The sequence below is a fragment of the Kribbella sp. NBC_00709 genome (assembly GCF_036226565.1).
In the GTDB taxonomy this organism is placed as follows: domain Bacteria; phylum Actinomycetota; class Actinomycetes; order Propionibacteriales; family Kribbellaceae; genus Kribbella.
On sequence record NZ_CP108996.1, the window covers coordinates 4,111,041 to 4,126,210 of the forward strand.

A 15,170-nucleotide genomic window follows, 5' to 3' on the forward strand; every position below is an offset into this window, starting at 1 on the left:
GCTCAACGCTCAGCAGCCGGCGTTGCCGGTGACGGCATGTCCGGACTACTCAGGTGTGACGATGGCGAAGTTCGGGTCGCCCGGGTCGAGAAGCCCGAACAGGCGGTCGAGAACCCCGGCGTCGCCGGCGACTTGGATGCCGGCCGCAGCCAGTGCGGCGGGATCAGTCGTCGCCTGGGCCAGGGCCGGCAGCGAGGTGCGAGGCAGGGTCAGGGTCACATCGGCGTCTCCGCGCTGTGACGCTGAGCTGTAGGTGAGAGCACCGTTGGACAGGCGGAGCCGATAGCGCTCGTCGACGTCGTTGAAGACGACGTCGATAGACAGGGTCTGGTCCCAGGCGCGGGGTCCGTCGAGCTGGATCGCGAACGCGTCGAACAGCATCGCCGGGCTGAGGTTGGAGACCACGTCGGCGGATGCGGTCACGGTCGGGGTCCCGAAGCTGCCGTCGCGTAGCTCGGTGGCACCGGACAGGTAGAAGCTGCGCCAGGTGCCGTTCTCGCAGCCGTAGCCGAGCTGCTCGTAGGTGTCGGCGAGCAACTCGCGGGCGGCGGCGTGATCGGGCTGGGCGAACACGACGTGGTTGACGACCTCCGCGACCCAGCGGAAGTCGCCGTTGTCGAAGTAGGCCGATGCCTTCTCCACGACAGCGTCGGCGCCGCCCATGAACTCGACGTACCGGGTCGCGGCCCCGACCGGTGGGTGCTGCCACAGATGGGCGGGGTTGCCGTCGAACCAGCCCATGTAGCGCTGGTAGATCGCCTTCACGTTGTGGCTCACCGAGCCGTAATAGCCGTGGGTGTGCCAGGCGTTCTCCAGGACAGGCGGGAGCTGGATCAGCTCGGCGATCTCCGGGCCCGTCAGTCCCTTGTTCAGCATCCGCAGGGTCTGGTCGTGCAGGTAGGCGTACAGGTCGCGCTGGAGCCTCAGATAGTGGACGACCTGCTCGTTGCCCCAGGTGGGCCAGTGGTGCGAAGCGAAGACAACCTCGATGTCCCCACCGAACAGGTCGAGAGTCTCGGTGAGATAGCGAGCCCAGCTGTGCGGGTCGCGGACCAGTGCCCCTCGCAGGGTCAGCAGGTTGTGGAGGTTGTGGGTGGCGTCCTCGGCTGCGCATAGCGCCTTGCGGTCGGGGAAGTAGATCAGCATCTCCGAGGGCGCCTCGGTGTCGGGTGCCATCTGGAACACCATCCGGACCCCGTCGATGGTCTCCTCCTGGCCGGTCGTGGAGATGAAATCGGTCGGCGCGATCAGCGTGATCGTTCCGGTCGAGGTCGTCTGCCCGAGCCCCGCGCCGACCTGGCCACGCGGGCCGCGGGCCAGCGCTGCGCCGTACATGTAGCCGGCCCGCCGGCCCATCGCCACACCGGCGTACACATTCTCGGAGACGGCGTGCTCGGTGAACCCCTCCGGCGCGATGACCCGCACCCGCCCGGCGGCCACATCCTCCTGGGAGACCATGCCCTTCACACCGCCGAAGTGGTCGACGTGCGAGTGCGTATAGACGACCGCGTGGATGGGCCGGTCGCCCCGATGCTCGCGGTATAGACCGAGGGCGGCGGCAGCGGTCTCGGCCGACAGCAGCGGGTCGATGACCACCATGCCGGTTTCGCCCTCGACAAATGTGACGTTCGACAGGTCGAAGCCGCGCGCTTGGTAGATGCCCTCGACCACCTCGAACAGGCCCTGTCGCGCGACCAGCAGCGACTGCCGCCACAGACTCGGGTGTACCGTGTCCGGCGCGTCTCCGTCCAGGAACGCGTACGAGTCGTTGTCCCACACCACCTCCCCGGAGTCGGACCGCACCACACCCGGGCTGAGCTCAGCGATCCGGCCCCGTGCGGTCGCATCGAAGTCGGCAGTGTCGGACATCGGCAAAGTCTCGACCGCCGCTCGGTGCTGGGCGTGGACGGCAGCGCTGGCATCACGAGGAGTCGTCATACCCCCGAGTCTTGTCCGTCTCGGCCGCGCTCGACTTCACCCGGCCAGGATGAGCTGACAGCACGGTCAACCGGCCGCGACAGCAATCCCGCGGCGGAAGCAAAGAAGCCGAGACAGGCCCCGCCGCAGCCGCAGCCGCCGACGTCAGATGAGGGTTCTCGGATCATCACGGCTGCGTGGGCGCAGGACTTGGCCTGGGGCATGTTGATTTGGCTGAAGATGGTGACGGGCGCGCGACGCGGCGAGTTGCTCGCGCTGCGCTGGCATGACGTGCACCTGGACCAAGGCGTACTCGAGATCCGCCGCAACTTCACCCACCGGAACGGGAAGGCGCGGGAGAAGGACACCAAGACACATCAGATGAGGCGCATCAGCCTTGACCCGGGAACCGTCGAACTGCTCGCCACACACCGGTCGCCGGCCGCCTCGGCCACGGCGGCACCACAACGCTTCGCGTCTACAGGTCGTTGGGGTCAGGCTGGGGTCAGGTATTGCCTTCGGGCCATGGCGTACATCACCGACTCGTTGCCCTCGCCGAAGGACTCGACAAGACCGGCTCCGATCGCGTCGCACATCACGTCGGTTCGGCCGGCTCGCGCATCGTCCATTCGTGCGGCAGCGCCGCGAACCACATCACGTCGATGCGCTCGCCCTGCCACACGCTGTGTGCGCGCATCGTTCCCTCGTGCACGAACCCCGCTCGGCGGGCCACCGCAGCTGACGCTTCATTGTCCGCCTCGACCGTCAGGAAGGCGCGAGCTGCGCCGAGCTTGAACAACCACCGTGTGAGCAGAACCACCGTCCGCGTCGCATACCCGCGCCCTCGCGCGCTCGGCCCGATCCAGTAGCCGAACTGCGCTACGTCTCCCATCGACCAATCATCGACGCCGCAGCAGCCGACCAGGCCACCAGAGGCTGCGTCCGTGATCGCGAATGCAACACCAGATGGTGGCTCCGCCGCGCTGAACGCCCGCCACCTCGACGCGAACTCGTCGATGATCGCTTCAGCGTCCTCGATCGAGAGCGGCGGAGCCGGCCGCCCGAGTCGATCGTGGGCCCCGTTGTAGCGTCGGATCGCTGGATCGGCGAATGCTTCCGCCATGAACCCGGCGTCAGCTCTCGACCACGGCCGGAGAGTGACCACACCATCCGAGAGCGACACCACCGGAATGTCGGCATCCGCTGGACGCACGTCTATCGGCTCCCTTGGTTCCGGTTACCCTGCACATGTCGCACCCTACGGACTGAAGCGAACCGACCGCAGCTCAAATACCGGTCACTGCTCGCCTGCCGCCTCTGCACCGGCGAGGGCAGATGTCCGACGTCCCACCCTTCTGCGGCGGCTGCGAGGTCGGGTAGCGGCTTGCGGCCGATGTGGACGGTGACGTTGACCGGGGCATCGGTGGTCGGGAACACGCACCCTGGCTTGACGTTGCCGTAGCCGTTGTCGCACTGGCTCCATGTGGTTCCTCAGGCGCGGAGGGCTCGCGTTGTGGGGTCAGCGTACGTCGATGTAGGGGACCTCGATGGCGTTGTTTCCGTAGCCGAGTCGGTTCCAGGGCGGGACGTCGGGTTGCGTGTTGGCTGCCGCGTCGGTCGCTCTGGCACGGAGGGTGTGCCTGCCCACGTCGGTTGCCTCCCAGTCGAACGACCAGTCCTGCCATTCGTAGGGGCCTTGGGGTGGCTCCAGTCGCGCCGGGTACCAATCGCCTTCGCCGGTGAGACTGATATCGACTCGCGTCACCGGTCCGGTTCCCGACCATGCTTTGCCGCGCACCGTGTACACGCCGGCGGTGATGGTCGACGCGGGCGCGGGATCGGTGATTCGCGCTCGCACGCGCATGAGGCTGACGGCCTCGTGTGGTCGGTCGGCCCACTCGTAGATGTAGTGGCCGGTCTGGAACTCGCCGGTGTACGGCTCGGTCAGGACGTCAATTCGCTTGAGCCATTTCACGGACGCGACGGCGTACCAGTGGGGCACGATGAGCCGGAACGGCGCTCCGTGGTCCCGACCCAGCGGCTCGCCATTCATCTCGTAGGCGACCAGGACTTCGGCTGCCGGATCTGCTGCGTGGGACAGTGGCAGTGCGCGCGCGAAGGTCAGGTCGACCTTGCTGGTCGATGCGAGGATCGGCCGGAGGTGGTAAGCGCCGTGGTCGGCGCCTTCGAACCGGACGTCGACGCCGTCTGCTGCCGGATGCGCCTGCCGCAGCACGTCGTGGAGGAAGGCGCCGGTCCATCGGGCGGTTGAGACCGCGTAGTCTCCCCATGGTTCGCCGGTCGGCAAGGGTCGCATGTCGATTCGCCCGTTTCCTGCGCATTCGAGCGTGACCGTCCGCTCGACCGCCGGCAGGGCGCGGAGGTCGTCGAGCGTGAGGGTGATCGGGTTCTCGACCGCACCGCCGACCTCGAGCGTGCCGTCGTGTGTCGGCACCGCGAAGTTGCTGCGGACATAGTGGAGCTGGGTGGGAGTGATCTGACCGGCGAGTGCCTCGGGCGGTGCCTCTGCATTGAAGGGAGCGGGGTGGATCATCCGAAGTGCGGCGCGCGCTCGTTCGAGATCGTCTGCCACAGTCATGTTCAGCCTCCTGATCGACGTGCGATGACGTGCGATGCTGCACATCAGTAGTCGGGATCCTGGAAGGTCGGCTCTCGGCGTTCGTTGAAGGCGCCGATTCCCTCCACGCGGTCGGGATGGACGGCCGAGCGCCAGTGGGCCTCCATCATGATGGCGATCGCCTGCTCGGTCGGCTGCCCTTGGCCCAGCTGAACGGCACGCTTGACTGCCTGCACGGCTGTCGGCGAGTTGCTTGCGATCTTCTCCGCGATCCGGTGTGCCTCGTCGATGAGCTCGGCCTGCGCGTAGATCTCGTTGACCATGCCCAGCCGGTGCGCCTCCCGGGCAGTGACCGGATCGCCCGTCATCAGCATCTGCAGGGCCTTCCCCGGCGGGAGCAACCTGGGCAGGAACACCGGCGAGCCGCCGCCGGCCGCAAGGCCGAGCATTGCTTCGGGCTGGCCGAAGGTGGCGGTGTCTGCGGCGATGATGAAGTCGGTGCTCTGAGCAAGCTCCGAGCCGCCGCCGTAGGCGATCCCGTTGACGGCGGCGAAGATCGGTTTGCGCAACTGGCGCACCGTGTAGAGCGTACGATCGAAGTCCTGGCGTTGGCGGAGCCAGTCCTCCTTCGTCATGTTCTTACGCTGGCGCAAGTCGCTGCCGACGGAGAAGGCTTTGTCTCCAGCTCCGGTGAGGATGACGACGCGGACGGCGGGGTGGACCGCGATGGTCTCGACGACGTCGGTCAGGCGAGCTCCCATCTCGGTGGTGATCGCGTTGTCGGCGTGTGGCCGGTTGAGGGTGATGACCGCGACACGATCGCCGGAGACATAGTCGACGAGCACGGAGGAGTCGGGCTCGGTGAGATCGGACTGTGGCGGCCCGAAGTCGAGTGTGGTCCAGCGGTCGGTGCTTGTTGGGCCCGTTGTCATGTCATCGTCCTCTTTCTCGTCGAGCTCGTCAGGTTTTGAGCTCGGCAAGCCAGCGCAGACCTCGCAGGCCTGGAGCGAAGCAGTACTCGCCGCCGCGGGTGACGACGAACGGCGGCAGCTCTTGCAGCCGGTGACGGATCGGCTTCCTGGGAATGGTGAAGGTCCCCGAGCCGTCGTTCGACCCGACGAGCGGGTCTTTCTCGGCCGGGGAGCCGATGAAGATCCCGTCGTTGAGCCATTGGGTCTTGACGAACTCGAACTGTCGCTTCGGGTGTGCGCCGGCGAAGACGAAGATGATGCCTCTGTCGAGTCCATCGTCTTCGAGTTCGCCCTCGGGCAGCATCGGGCCGTAGCTCGTGCCGCGCCGGATCATCCGGTGCAGGCGCACGTTGACACTGCCGTCGTCATCCAGCGCGTCTCTGGGGTTCGCACGCCGAGCATGCGCGCCGGCGGGACATTTGAGGCCGCGCAGATCGTCGGCGTAGTGGAAGTCGTTGTTGCGGTGCGGTTCTCCGCCCAGCTCGGGATCGTCTTGCTCGGGGGAGAGCGCGAGCGGGGCGCCGCTCTGCCATCGCCCGACCATCTTCGCGCCGAGGAGCGCCTGCTCCTCGCGGGTTGCGGCTTTCGCGCGGAGGTACTGACGGTAGGCCGCCACCCGCGTGTGCAGCTTTCGGAAGACGACGTACGTGCCGTTTCGGCCGAGGACCGCCGGCGTCGGCATGGGAGGCAGCTGGCCCGTTTCGTCCGGGTAGCCGAGGATGATCTCACCGGCCTTGAGCGGCTTCTCCCGCGGGTTCGAGGAGGGGATGCCGCTGCCTTCGACCGCCGGCTGGCCGATCCCGTCCTTGAAGCCGAAGGAGGTGCGTCCGGTCGGGAGCTGATAGCAGTCCTGACGCCAGATCAACTCGATGCCGGGAAGGTCCTGGCGGGCGCGGCGTGCCTTCTCGACGACGGCCCGCAGCCGTGCCGCGTCGGGGGAGAGGGCCGCCAGGGCGACGTGAACGGCCGAGGTGCCGAGTGGCTTCTCCCAGTGGTCGGGACTGCTCTCGCCCACATCGCCCAGTGTGGCCGCGCGCGCTGCCATCCCCTGCTGGAACTCCGGAGCGAAGCTGTCGAGCGAGTCCTGCGGTACGCCGAGCGCCTTCAGGCCCTGATAAGTGAAGGCGACCGTGATCCAGGCGTCGTGGGCGGGGTCTGGCGACGGCCTTCCGGAGTCGACGAGCGGGTGCAGTCGCCGTACCAGCTCGCGTCCGGCGGCGCGATCGTCCATGCGCAGCAGGAGATAGGTTCCGACGTAGGGCGACGGTCGCTCGTGCAGCGCGCCGCTCTGGATGTCGTCCAGTTCGAGGCCGATGCTCTCCCTGGTGGTCACGGTGCTCACCCACCCTTCATCGCTAGAGGTGCTCAGGCGGTTCGGGCGGGTTCGGATTCGGCGCCGCAAGGTAGGGGAAGGTCGTCGAGGCCGGCCTCGACGCCTGATCGACCCCGTCCCGGATGACTGGCCCAGTTCCGGCATTGACGAGCTGGGTGAAGATCGTGTCGATCACGTCGTCGTTGAGCGCCCGTCCGCCACAGGTTTCATGGGCCTTGCCGCGCAGGGCGGCCAGCTCGATCTCAAGGAAGGAGCCTCGCTCGGCGTACGGCTTGGTGAGGTCGACGACGAGGAAGTCGTCCAGCACCAGCTGTGTCAAGGGGTGGTCGCCGTTCCCCTCGGTGGCCCAGTCAGTCTTGCCGTCGAGTCCGTCCCAGAAGGCGAGGTTGGCGTTCAGCCGCGCCCGGTAGGCACCGTGGTACGCCGGTCCAAGACAGAACGCGTCCTCCATGTTGTACAGGTCGCGGATCTCGAGGTCGCGGTTCACCGTGTCGAACTGCTTCGGTGCCAGCATCATGTTCTTCACCTCGGGCCGACCGACCCGTTCGATCCGAACGCCGAACTTGCCGCGGGTGAGCGTCTCCCCGACGACGCCAACCAGCTCTGCACCTCCCAGAAGCGTCGAGTCGATCTCAACGACGAGGCTGAGCACGTTCTTCCCGTCGAGGAAGATCGACCCAGGGTCGGTGAATGCCAACTCGCCCGTAGCAATCGTTTTCAACGCTGCCTGGGCGTCCATGATGAACGGATCCCACCGTGGGCCCGCGAACACACGAATGCCCTGCGCCGAGTCGCCGTCCACGTTGTTCACCCGGAACGAGACCGGGTCGCCGGCTGGTGTGGTGATCGTTCCCTCCTGCTCGCCGCCGTGATTCCCGTCGGTCCGCACGGGCGGCGAGAAGACGCAGTCGAAGACGAACTCCTCAGCGCCGACGGTGAATGGCGCCGGATCGCCCGGCGAGCTCGCGGCCAGCGGGCGCAGCCGCAAGCGATAGACGAGCCCGTCCGACAGCCGGTCCGACGGTTTCGCGAACGGGAGCGTGTTCAGCACCAGCACGAGACGTCCAGGCTGCCCCGGGCTGGGAAACACATAGACGTCGGTGATGTCCGCGATCGGCTCGGCCAAGGCTCGCGGTCCTGAGATGTGATCCGACATCGGCGACCTCTGTCCCGCTAGTGGAGTGCTCGGCTGGTTAGTCGGCGGCCTCGTCCAGCAACGGCCGCAGGGCGGGGTGCTGCAACACCTCGGCGGCGTCCGGATGATCGAGCACTTGCTGGAAGGCAGCACTCACCCGCTGCGCTTTCCGGATCTCCTTCACCGTGCCGCCGTAGTTCCGTGCATACGCGGCCGCCGACTGCTGCGCCCCGAGGATGAACGACTGCACCGCAGCCAGGTCCGGCAAACCCTCGTAGCCCTCCACATGCCGGAAGATGACATCGAAGAGCTTGAGCGTCGGCCCGGAGGTGAAGAAGTCCTCCATGTAGGCGTCCCACGGGCCGTCGAAACTCGTGATGAACGCGAGCCGTGTGTCTTCGTCGAAGAGCACGAATCTCGCCTCGTGGATCGTTGCGATCGCCATGCCGTAGTCAGCCGGCCGGTACCCGGGCGTCTGCTGTAGGTCGCCGAGCGCGGTCCGCAGACCTTCGCCCCCGCCGGGTTTGACACGAAAGAACAGACTGAACTCGCTTGTCGGTCCGACACTGATTCCAGGGCGGGAGGTTCCAGTCGCTGGTGTCGACATCGTTTCTCCCCTGAGATTCGCGGCGCTTCTCCCCGCATCGAGGTCGGCCTGGCGACGTGCGCCGTCTGGGGCCCCACGAGTCAATTCCGACCGCTGTGATCTGTCCATGCTGGCGTACTGGGCGACCGCCGGACCTCATCCTCCACGGGTGATCTCCCGGGCGGTCGTCTGCGGCGGGCGAGCGACCCCGGAGATCGCGGACCTAGCGGTGCATCTCTGCCGGCTGCCGCCGGCGCCCCGCGCGTGCTGCGCAGGCGCTCTGCTGGATCGACAGCTCATCCCCGCGTAATCGCACGCGATCGCCGGTGATCAGCGTGACCTGCCAACAGCAGGGAACCTTTTCGCTCTTTCGGACACAAGCCGGATGCAAGCAGCCGGGTTCGATACGAGATGGGAGCGCGCATGCGCGTCGATATGACCGGAACCAGCCGGTGTTAGCCCTGCAGGAGGGGCACGATGGGTTGGCGATGGCGAGGAGTAGTGATCGGACGCTGTGGGAGCGGGCCGCCGAGGGCGACTCGTCGGCCTTCGCTGAGCTCTATGACCGGCATTCCCGGGCGATCTACAACTTTCTCTACCGCCGGACGGCCTCCTGGAGCGATGCCGAAGATCTGACCTCGGCGGTGTTCCTGCACGCTTGGCGGCGACGTACCGAGGTTGTTCTCGACCGCGAGTCCGCTCTGCCCTGGCTGTACCGGGTGGCGGAGTACACGGCGCGCAACGAGTGGCGCTCGAAGGCCCGGTACCGCCGGGCGATCGCGGCGGCCAACCTGATGACCGAACACGTCCGCGATCATGCCGACGAGGTGGCCGGACGGCTCGACGACGACCAGCAGATCAGCGCTGCTCGCGAGGCCTTGAAACGGCTGTCCAGGCCGGAGCGCGAGATCGTCGAGCTGTGTTTCTGGGCGGGCCTCGACCAGCAGGCGGCTGCGGTCGCGCTGGACGTCCCGATCGGCACGGTCAAGTCCCGCTTGTCCCGAGCCCGCAAGCATCTGCGAGAGCTCAACCTCGTTCCTTTCACGGAGGCTCAGTCATGAACACCCAGCTCACACCCCCACCGGACCACGACCTTCGCCCGGCCGCCCGCAACCGGCAGCGCGACGAGCTGATCGCCATCGTCGATCACGAGTCTGCCCAGGCCGCACCTCGTCGTCGGCTTGTCCCGCTCGCCGCCGCCGCGGCGGTCGTCGCAGTCACCGCCGGTCTCGCGATCGGAGTACCGGCTCTGCGCGGCGACAAAGCCCAGCCGCCGGCTTCCGGGACGGGTATCAGCGCAGCGACACCACCGATCGCGATGCTGACCACGGCCGAGAAGGACAAGTACGCCAAGACCTGTCACCACGGCGGTGAGGCGAGTCCCGATCCGGCCGCGCGGACCTACACCGTGCTGGACGGGTTCAAGTGGGTGAATCCTCCCGCCGGCACCCATGCGCTCGCCTGGGTTGTGATCAAGAGCGGCTCCAAGGGCCTGGCCACCGCCTGTGGCTTCGATGCCAAGGGCAAGCAGACGGAGTACGGCTGGGCAATCAAGGGCGAGACCAAGATGGACGCGGTCGACAAGACGGGCGCGGGCGTCGGGACGTACGCGAGGTCCGTTGCCCGGATAACCGTCGCCATCGGCACCGGACCGGCGACCGAGGCGGTCCTCCGGAACGGGTTCTTCTTCGCCCCGATGAGGTACGTGTACACGCTGACCCGCCCCGCTCCGAGCGACTCGCCCACCTACACGGTCCGCGGGTACGCCGCCACCGGGAAGCTCATCTACGCGAGCCCCAGGACCTATCGCGAACTGAAGGCCAAAAGTGACGGCTGCTTCACCAACCCCGAAGGCACGAAGGTCGTCTTCGTCGGCGGCGGGAGGAAGGGCACTCCGCCGGTCAGCCAGTGCCCGCGCGGTGTCGCCTGGAACTGGTGATCCCTCCTCCGGTTGCCGGTCGTCTCAATGGCGCAGCAAGACCGGGTCACGGTGGTTGGTGAACTCGATGATTGTTTCGGCGAGCTCTTCGGGCGCCTCGAGAGCGACGTAGTGGCCGACGCCGTCGAGGGAGACTGCACTCACCTCACTCGTGGTGGCCTGGGTCATGGTGGTGAGGGTGAACGAGCCGCCGATTGCCAGGACGGGGGCGGTCAGGCCGGGGGACTGCGCCAGGGCGATGATTTCGGGGGCTTCGTGGAGCATGGAGCGGTAGAGGCCGGTGGCTCCGCGCCAGCCGTTGGGGCGGGCGTAGCAGCGGGCGAATTCGGCAATGTCGGCTTCGGTGACGGCTCCGGGAATCGTGGTGAAGGCCGGGAACAGGAACTCTCCGAGGAACTCGTGCTCGCGGCCGGTCAGGAGCAGCTCGGGGATGCCGGGGGCGGCGAGGACGCCGATGTACCAGACGCCGCCGTGGGTGATGTCGGCCAGCACCTCCATGCCGAATCCGGGGAGACCTGTCTCGATCGCAGTCAGGCTGAGCACGTCGTCCGGGTACGTGGTCGCGAGCCGGAAGACGGTCGCGCCGGCGATGTCCTGGCCGGTGAGATGGACCGGGCCCACGCCGAGGTGCTCGATCAGTTGGTGCAGGTCCTCGGCTGCGGTGGCGCTGTCGTACGGGCCCGGTCCGTTGTCGGAGTCGCCGAAGCCACGGAGGTCGACGGCGTACACGCGGTGATGGGCGGCGAGCAGGGGGATGAGCCGGTGGAACGCCCACCAGGTCTCGGGGAATCCGTGAACCAGCAGGATCGGGGTTCCGCCGGCTCCCGCCGTGACGTAGTGCAGCGTGGTTCCGTTCACCTCGGCGCGGTGGTGGGTGACCTCCGGAATCGTCGCGCCGGCTGGCGTCGTACGCATCGCAGCTCCTCAACTGGACAACCTGGTTGACTAGATCTTAGTCAACCAGGTTGTCTAACCGCAAGCCCACTACCCTGCTGCCATGTCCCGTTCCGGTGCCGATCTCGCGCTGCTGCTGCTCGGAGGCTTCCGGTCGCTGGTGGACGACGCGACCGACGAACTCGCTCAGCGCGGGTACCACGACGTACGGCCCGTCCACGACTTCGCCATCCGGGCCATTGCCGCGGGCGCCGATGACGCCACGAAGCTCGGCCGCCGCCTATCGGTCTCGAAGCAGGCGGCCGCGAAGACGATCGCGGTCCTCCAGGAACGCGGCTACGTGACCCGCGACGCCGACCCACGCGACGGCCGCCGCAAACGCCTCCAGGTCACCGAGCTCGGCTTCGAAGTACTGCGCGAAGGTGAGGCGATCTTCGACGAACTGCGCGACCGGTGGGTACGACGGATCGGCGCCGCCGAACTCGAGCGCCTGGAGAAGCATCTGGCGACCCTGGTCGGCGATGCCCCCATCCGCCTTGATACGCCCGGCTGGATGACCCGCGACCTCGGTCAGCCGTCCTAGCCGGCGAAGCAGCGGTCAGTGGATGGTGAAGTCGCTGGCGTCAGTGCCGTTGAAGCTGCCGTCAGCGCCAGGCGCGGCCCAGGCCAGGACGACTTCGGCTCGGTCGACGTCTTTGGCGAGGCTGGTGCCGGGGGCGAGTCTGAGGCGGACTTGGGAGTCGGCGCCTGCCTTGAGGGAGGTGGTCAGGACACGACTCGCCTGGCCGTTGGACCCCGACAGCGAAACCCACCGGCCTTTGTCGAACTTCTGTAGTGCAATGGCCCCGAGAAGGCTGCCGTCGGCCTGACACGACAGGGTCTCGTCTGGATTGCAGCGGTTGACCGCCAGCCCGACGTTCATCGACCGCGCGTCCTGGGTGGACACGTTCGTGAGGGTGTAGTCGACCTCGGCCCAGCGGCCGTCCCGGTACAGCGTCCAGGCCGTCTTCCCAGTGTTGGTCCGTACGGCGGTCACGGCGGTCAGGGTGGCATCCTGCGAGGCCGTTGCGACGGTCTGCCCGCCCTCGGCGAGCGACACGTGAACGGGCACGTTCTTGATTTCTGCCGACGGTCCGAACTGCGGCCGGAGGGAGAAGCGCCAGAGGTCGCCGTCGTGCAGAGGCACCGAGTAGCTGCCGGTCAACGTGTCGAGGCCGGCCTTGGGCCCTGGCGACGAGGACAGTTTCAACGCGGGCCAGTGTTGCCCGTCCGCCTCGTTCTGCGTGGCCTGGTACGCGACCGTGACCAGCTTTCCGGCCGGTACGTCGAACCGTACGGTGACTGTGGCGGACGCGGGATGCGATCCCTTGGCCGCCACCTGTACGCCGACGAGTCCGTCCGTGTTCTTGGCGTACGAGTCCGGCGTGGTCAGGTCGACCGACACCTGCGGCTGGTCCGTCGTGGTGCTCGGGTCCGGCGTGACCTCATCACTCCCGCCGCCGCAACCGACGAGGGCCGGCGCAGTCAGCAACGCGATGAGCCCCACTCTCCAGCGCAGCATATGAACCGAGTCCTCCGACGACGTCGCCTTGTTCCGTGCGCGTCATATTTTCACATCAGGGGCCTAGTGCATGTAGAGGCCGCCGTCCGCGTTGAGGGTGTGGCCGGTGATGTACGCGGATTGGTCGGAGAGCAGGAAGGCTATTGCGGAGGCGATGTCCTGGGGCTGCCCCAGGCGAGTGGTCAGGAGGCCGTCGACCAGGGCTGCTCGGCGCTCGGGGGTCAGAGGGCCGCCCATGATGTCGGTGTCTATGGGGCCGGGGGCAACTGCATTGACGGTGATGCCGAAAGGGCCCAGTTCTCGGGCCAAGGCTCTTGTCAGGCCGATGACGCCGGCTTTGGCTACGGAGTACGGCGTTTTGCTGTAGGTGCCCCCGCCTAGTTGGGCAGAGGTCGAGGAGACGCTGACGATTCGGCCGTAGCCATGCCTCACCATGGATTCGGCGACTCGGTGGGTGACGTAGTGGACGCCGTTGAGGTTGATGTTGATGACGCGATGCCACTCGTCGGACGTCAGTTCCAGGTAGGGGACAGGAGAGCTGACGCCGGCGATGTTGGCGAGGGCCGCGAGGGGTGGTAGCGCGGCCTCTAGTTCGTCGATGGCGGCGATGACCTGGGGTTCGTTGGAGACGTCGGCTTGTACGGCGTGGGCCTTGACGTTGTAGGTCCCGACTATTTCCGACGTCAGGGAGTCGCCGGGCTCGATGTCGAGGATACCGATGTTCCAGCCCTGCGAGGCCAGGAGCAGTGCGGTGGCTCGGCCGATGCCGCGGGGGGATGCGGCGCCGGTGACGACCGCAGTACGGCTCATTTCGCGGCTCCGTAGTCCTGGCCTGGCTTCCAGTCGGGGAAGGCGTAGTCGGACTCGGACACCTTGGCGCCGGCGGCCTTCGCCTTTGTCAGGGCCTGGGCGCGGTCAGCAGACGTCGCGTCGCTCAGCTTCTTCAGCTCGGCCTTGAGGTCCTTGATCGATCCGCCGAGGTAGCCCTGGACGATGTTGCCGACGTGCGGGGTGACCGGCTTGCGGAGAGCGTCCACGCGGGCCTGGGCAGGGTTGCGAACGATGGCCTGTGGCATCAGGAACACGTTCGTCTTGCAGAAGTCGACGCCCTTCTTGTACGCGTCGACCGCGTTCGACGACGCGACCAGGTCGAGGTTCAGCGGCGGCTGATCCATCGCCTCGATCATGCCCTTCTGGTAGTCGTCGGACATGAACGACGCGATCAGCTTCCCGGCCGCATCGGGGTTCTTGCTGTCCGCGGACACGAAGTACCCCGAGCTCGGCCGACCGCGGTAGCACCACGGTTTCGTACCGGCCGTCGGTACCAGCACCTGCCCGGAGGCGAGCTTGTCGACGATCTGGGGTGCCAGTGCCTTAGATCCGCCCGCACACCAGATGCCGTCGATGAATGTCCCGACCGCTCCGGACGCGTACCGGGTCCGGGCGTCGACGACACCGAAGTTGTTCGAGCCCGGCATGATCAGCTTGGCGTCGTTCAATTCCTTCAGGTACTCGATCACGGTCACGTAGGCGTCGTGGTGATAGGCGTACTCGCCGGTGGTGAACTGCAGACCTTGGTACCCCGGGAAGCCGGCCGTCTGCGCGAGGTCGTCGACCTGATCACGGATCCGTCCGCCGTCCGCACCGATCGCCAGCGTCAGCGGCTGGACCCCGGCCGACTTGAGCTTCCCCAACGCGTCCTTGAAGGCCGCGTAGTCCGTGGGCACGTTGTCCGGATCGAGGCCGGCCTTGGACCAGAGGTCCTTGTTCGCCCACACCAGCGTCGAGCTCTGCCGGAAGCTGAACATCGGGAACCCGTAGAGCTTGCCGTCCAGCTGGGTGATGCCCTCGGTGAACGCGTCCTTGGGAAGCTTGGCCTTGACGTCCGCCGGGATCGTGATCTCGTGCACCCATTTGCCGCTCACCAGAGCCGGCAACGGCAACCCGATCACGTTCGAGTAGATGTCCGGCATCTTGTTGGCCTGATGCGCCAACTGGAACGCCTGCGGTGCTTTGGATGCGTCGTAGTAGGTGTGCGTGACGTTGGTCTTCAACGAGGGCGACTGCGACTTTGCCCAGTCGTCGTTGAGGTGCTTGAACGAGCTGAAGTGATCCCACCAGTCCAGCGTTCCGGTCGCACCGCTTCCGGTGCTTCCCGACTGGGAGCTCGAGCTGCTGCATCCGGTCGCGGCGCCGACAACGGCGAGTACTGACGCGCTGAGCAGACTGCGGCGTGTTAGTTCAGGCATGTTCCAC

The 15,170-nt window shown here is 67.0% G+C and carries 14 protein-coding genes; 3 read left to right on the top strand and 11 right to left on the bottom strand.

The genetic code is table 11. The features are described 5' to 3' along the window. Positions 1-45: 45 nt before the first annotated feature. The 7 genes from OHA18_RS20260 to OHA18_RS20290 form a co-directional block, all read right to left on the bottom strand. Entirely contained in the window at positions 46-1,869 is a 1,824-nt protein-coding gene (locus OHA18_RS20260; RefSeq protein WP_329005718.1) for an alkyl/aryl-sulfatase, read from the bottom strand. 643 nt (positions 1,870-2,512) lie between these two features. Continuing rightward, positions 2,513-3,130, bottom strand: a complete 618-nt coding sequence (locus OHA18_RS20265) for a GNAT family N-acetyltransferase (protein ID WP_329005719.1) — start codon at positions 3,128-3,130, stop codon at positions 2,513-2,515. Positions 3,131-3,436: 306 nt separating this feature from the next. Continuing rightward, positions 3,437-4,516, bottom strand: coding sequence for a sulfite oxidase (locus tag OHA18_RS20270; protein WP_329005720.1), 1,080 nt, complete (start codon positions 4,514-4,516; stop codon positions 3,437-3,439). Positions 4,517-4,560: 44 nt separating this feature from the next. Further along, a complete protein-coding gene (locus OHA18_RS20275) occupies positions 4,561-5,427 on the bottom strand; it encodes an enoyl-CoA hydratase/isomerase family protein (RefSeq protein WP_329005721.1) in 867 nt (288 codons plus the stop codon). A gap of 28 nt (positions 5,428-5,455) precedes the next feature. Beyond that, positions 5,456-6,799 carry a Dyp-type peroxidase gene (locus OHA18_RS20280; protein ID WP_329005722.1) on the bottom strand — a complete coding sequence of 448 codons (1,344 nt, stop codon included), beginning with the start codon at positions 6,797-6,799 and terminating at the stop codon, positions 5,456-5,458. 22 nt (positions 6,800-6,821) lie between these two features. Next, positions 6,822-7,955 carry a DUF4331 family protein gene (locus tag OHA18_RS20285; RefSeq protein WP_329005723.1) on the bottom strand — a complete coding sequence of 378 codons (1,134 nt, stop codon included), beginning with the start codon at positions 7,953-7,955 and terminating at the stop codon, positions 6,822-6,824. A gap of 37 nt (positions 7,956-7,992) precedes the next feature. Continuing rightward, positions 7,993-8,379 (bottom strand): hypothetical protein, encoded by a 387-nt coding sequence (locus OHA18_RS20290; RefSeq protein WP_329005724.1) that lies wholly within the window; start codon positions 8,377-8,379, stop codon positions 7,993-7,995. A gap of 629 nt (positions 8,380-9,008) precedes the next feature. On the opposite strand from OHA18_RS20290, the gene OHA18_RS20295 reads away from it, so the two are divergent. Together OHA18_RS20295 and OHA18_RS20300 are read left to right on the top strand one after the other, a co-directional pair. Continuing rightward, positions 9,009-9,581, top strand: coding sequence for an RNA polymerase sigma factor (locus OHA18_RS20295; protein WP_329005725.1), 573 nt, complete (start codon positions 9,009-9,011; stop codon positions 9,579-9,581). After that, positions 9,578-10,459, top strand: coding sequence for a hypothetical protein (locus OHA18_RS20300; protein WP_329005726.1), 882 nt, complete (start codon positions 9,578-9,580; stop codon positions 10,457-10,459). Before OHA18_RS20295 ends, OHA18_RS20300 begins: the two co-directional genes overlap by 4 nt. Positions 10,460-10,483: 24 nt before the next feature. Here the strand turns inward: OHA18_RS20300 and OHA18_RS20305 are convergent, their stop codons facing one another. Further along, entirely contained in the window at positions 10,484-11,374 is an 891-nt protein-coding gene (locus tag OHA18_RS20305) for an alpha/beta fold hydrolase (RefSeq protein ID WP_329005727.1), read from the bottom strand. A gap of 82 nt (positions 11,375-11,456) precedes the next feature. Here OHA18_RS20305 and OHA18_RS20310 point away from each other — a divergent pair, with 82 nt between their 5' ends. Then, positions 11,457-11,936, top strand: a complete 480-nt coding sequence (locus tag OHA18_RS20310; protein ID WP_329005728.1) for a MarR family winged helix-turn-helix transcriptional regulator — start codon at positions 11,457-11,459, stop codon at positions 11,934-11,936. A 15-nt stretch (positions 11,937-11,951) separates the two neighbouring features. Here the strand turns inward: OHA18_RS20310 and OHA18_RS20315 are convergent, their stop codons facing one another. The 3 genes from OHA18_RS20315 to OHA18_RS20325 form a co-directional block, all read right to left on the bottom strand. Beyond that, positions 11,952-12,914 carry a hypothetical protein gene (locus tag OHA18_RS20315; protein ID WP_329005729.1) on the bottom strand — a complete coding sequence of 321 codons (963 nt, stop codon included), beginning with the start codon at positions 12,912-12,914 and terminating at the stop codon, positions 11,952-11,954. 63 nt (positions 12,915-12,977) lie between these two features. Beyond that, positions 12,978-13,724, bottom strand: a complete 747-nt coding sequence (locus tag OHA18_RS20320; protein WP_329005730.1) for an SDR family NAD(P)-dependent oxidoreductase — start codon at positions 13,722-13,724, stop codon at positions 12,978-12,980. After that, on the bottom strand, positions 13,721-15,163 hold the full coding sequence (locus tag OHA18_RS20325; RefSeq protein ID WP_329005731.1) for an ABC transporter substrate-binding protein: 1,443 nt from the start codon (positions 15,161-15,163) through the stop codon (positions 13,721-13,723). The genes OHA18_RS20320 and OHA18_RS20325 overlap by 4 nt, the downstream gene beginning before the upstream one ends. Positions 15,164-15,170 lie beyond the last annotated feature (7 nt).

Bases quoted from the DNA above. Each gene is read 5' to 3' on its own strand.
- OHA18_RS20260 (WP_329005718.1), bottom strand. From the start codon at position 1,869: ATGTCCGACACTGCCGACTTCGATGCGACCGCACGGGGCCGGATCGCT.
- OHA18_RS20270 (WP_329005720.1), bottom strand. From the start codon at position 4,516: ATGACTGTGGCAGACGATCTCGAACGAGCGCGCGCCGCACTTCGGATG.
- OHA18_RS20275 (WP_329005721.1), bottom strand. From the start codon at position 5,427: ATGACAACGGGCCCAACAAGCACCGACCGCTGGACCACACTCGACTTC.
- OHA18_RS20285 (WP_329005723.1), bottom strand. From the start codon at position 7,955: ATGTCGGATCACATCTCAGGACCGCGAGCCTTGGCCGAGCCGATCGCG.
- OHA18_RS20290 (WP_329005724.1), bottom strand. From the start codon at position 8,379: ATGGCGATCGCAACGATCCACGAGGCGAGATTCGTGCTCTTCGACGAA.
- OHA18_RS20295 (WP_329005725.1), top strand. From the start codon at position 9,009: ATGGCGAGGAGTAGTGATCGGACGCTGTGGGAGCGGGCCGCCGAGGGC.
- OHA18_RS20300 (WP_329005726.1), top strand. From the start codon at position 9,578: ATGAACACCCAGCTCACACCCCCACCGGACCACGACCTTCGCCCGGCC.
- OHA18_RS20305 (WP_329005727.1), bottom strand. From the start codon at position 11,374: ATGCGTACGACGCCAGCCGGCGCGACGATTCCGGAGGTCACCCACCAC.
- OHA18_RS20310 (WP_329005728.1), top strand. From the start codon at position 11,457: ATGTCCCGTTCCGGTGCCGATCTCGCGCTGCTGCTGCTCGGAGGCTTC.
- OHA18_RS20315 (WP_329005729.1), bottom strand. From the start codon at position 12,914: ATGCTGCGCTGGAGAGTGGGGCTCATCGCGTTGCTGACTGCGCCGGCC.
- OHA18_RS20320 (WP_329005730.1), bottom strand. From the start codon at position 13,724: ATGAGCCGTACTGCGGTCGTCACCGGCGCCGCATCCCCCCGCGGCATC.
- OHA18_RS20325 (WP_329005731.1), bottom strand. From the start codon at position 15,163: ATGCCTGAACTAACACGCCGCAGTCTGCTCAGCGCGTCAGTACTCGCC.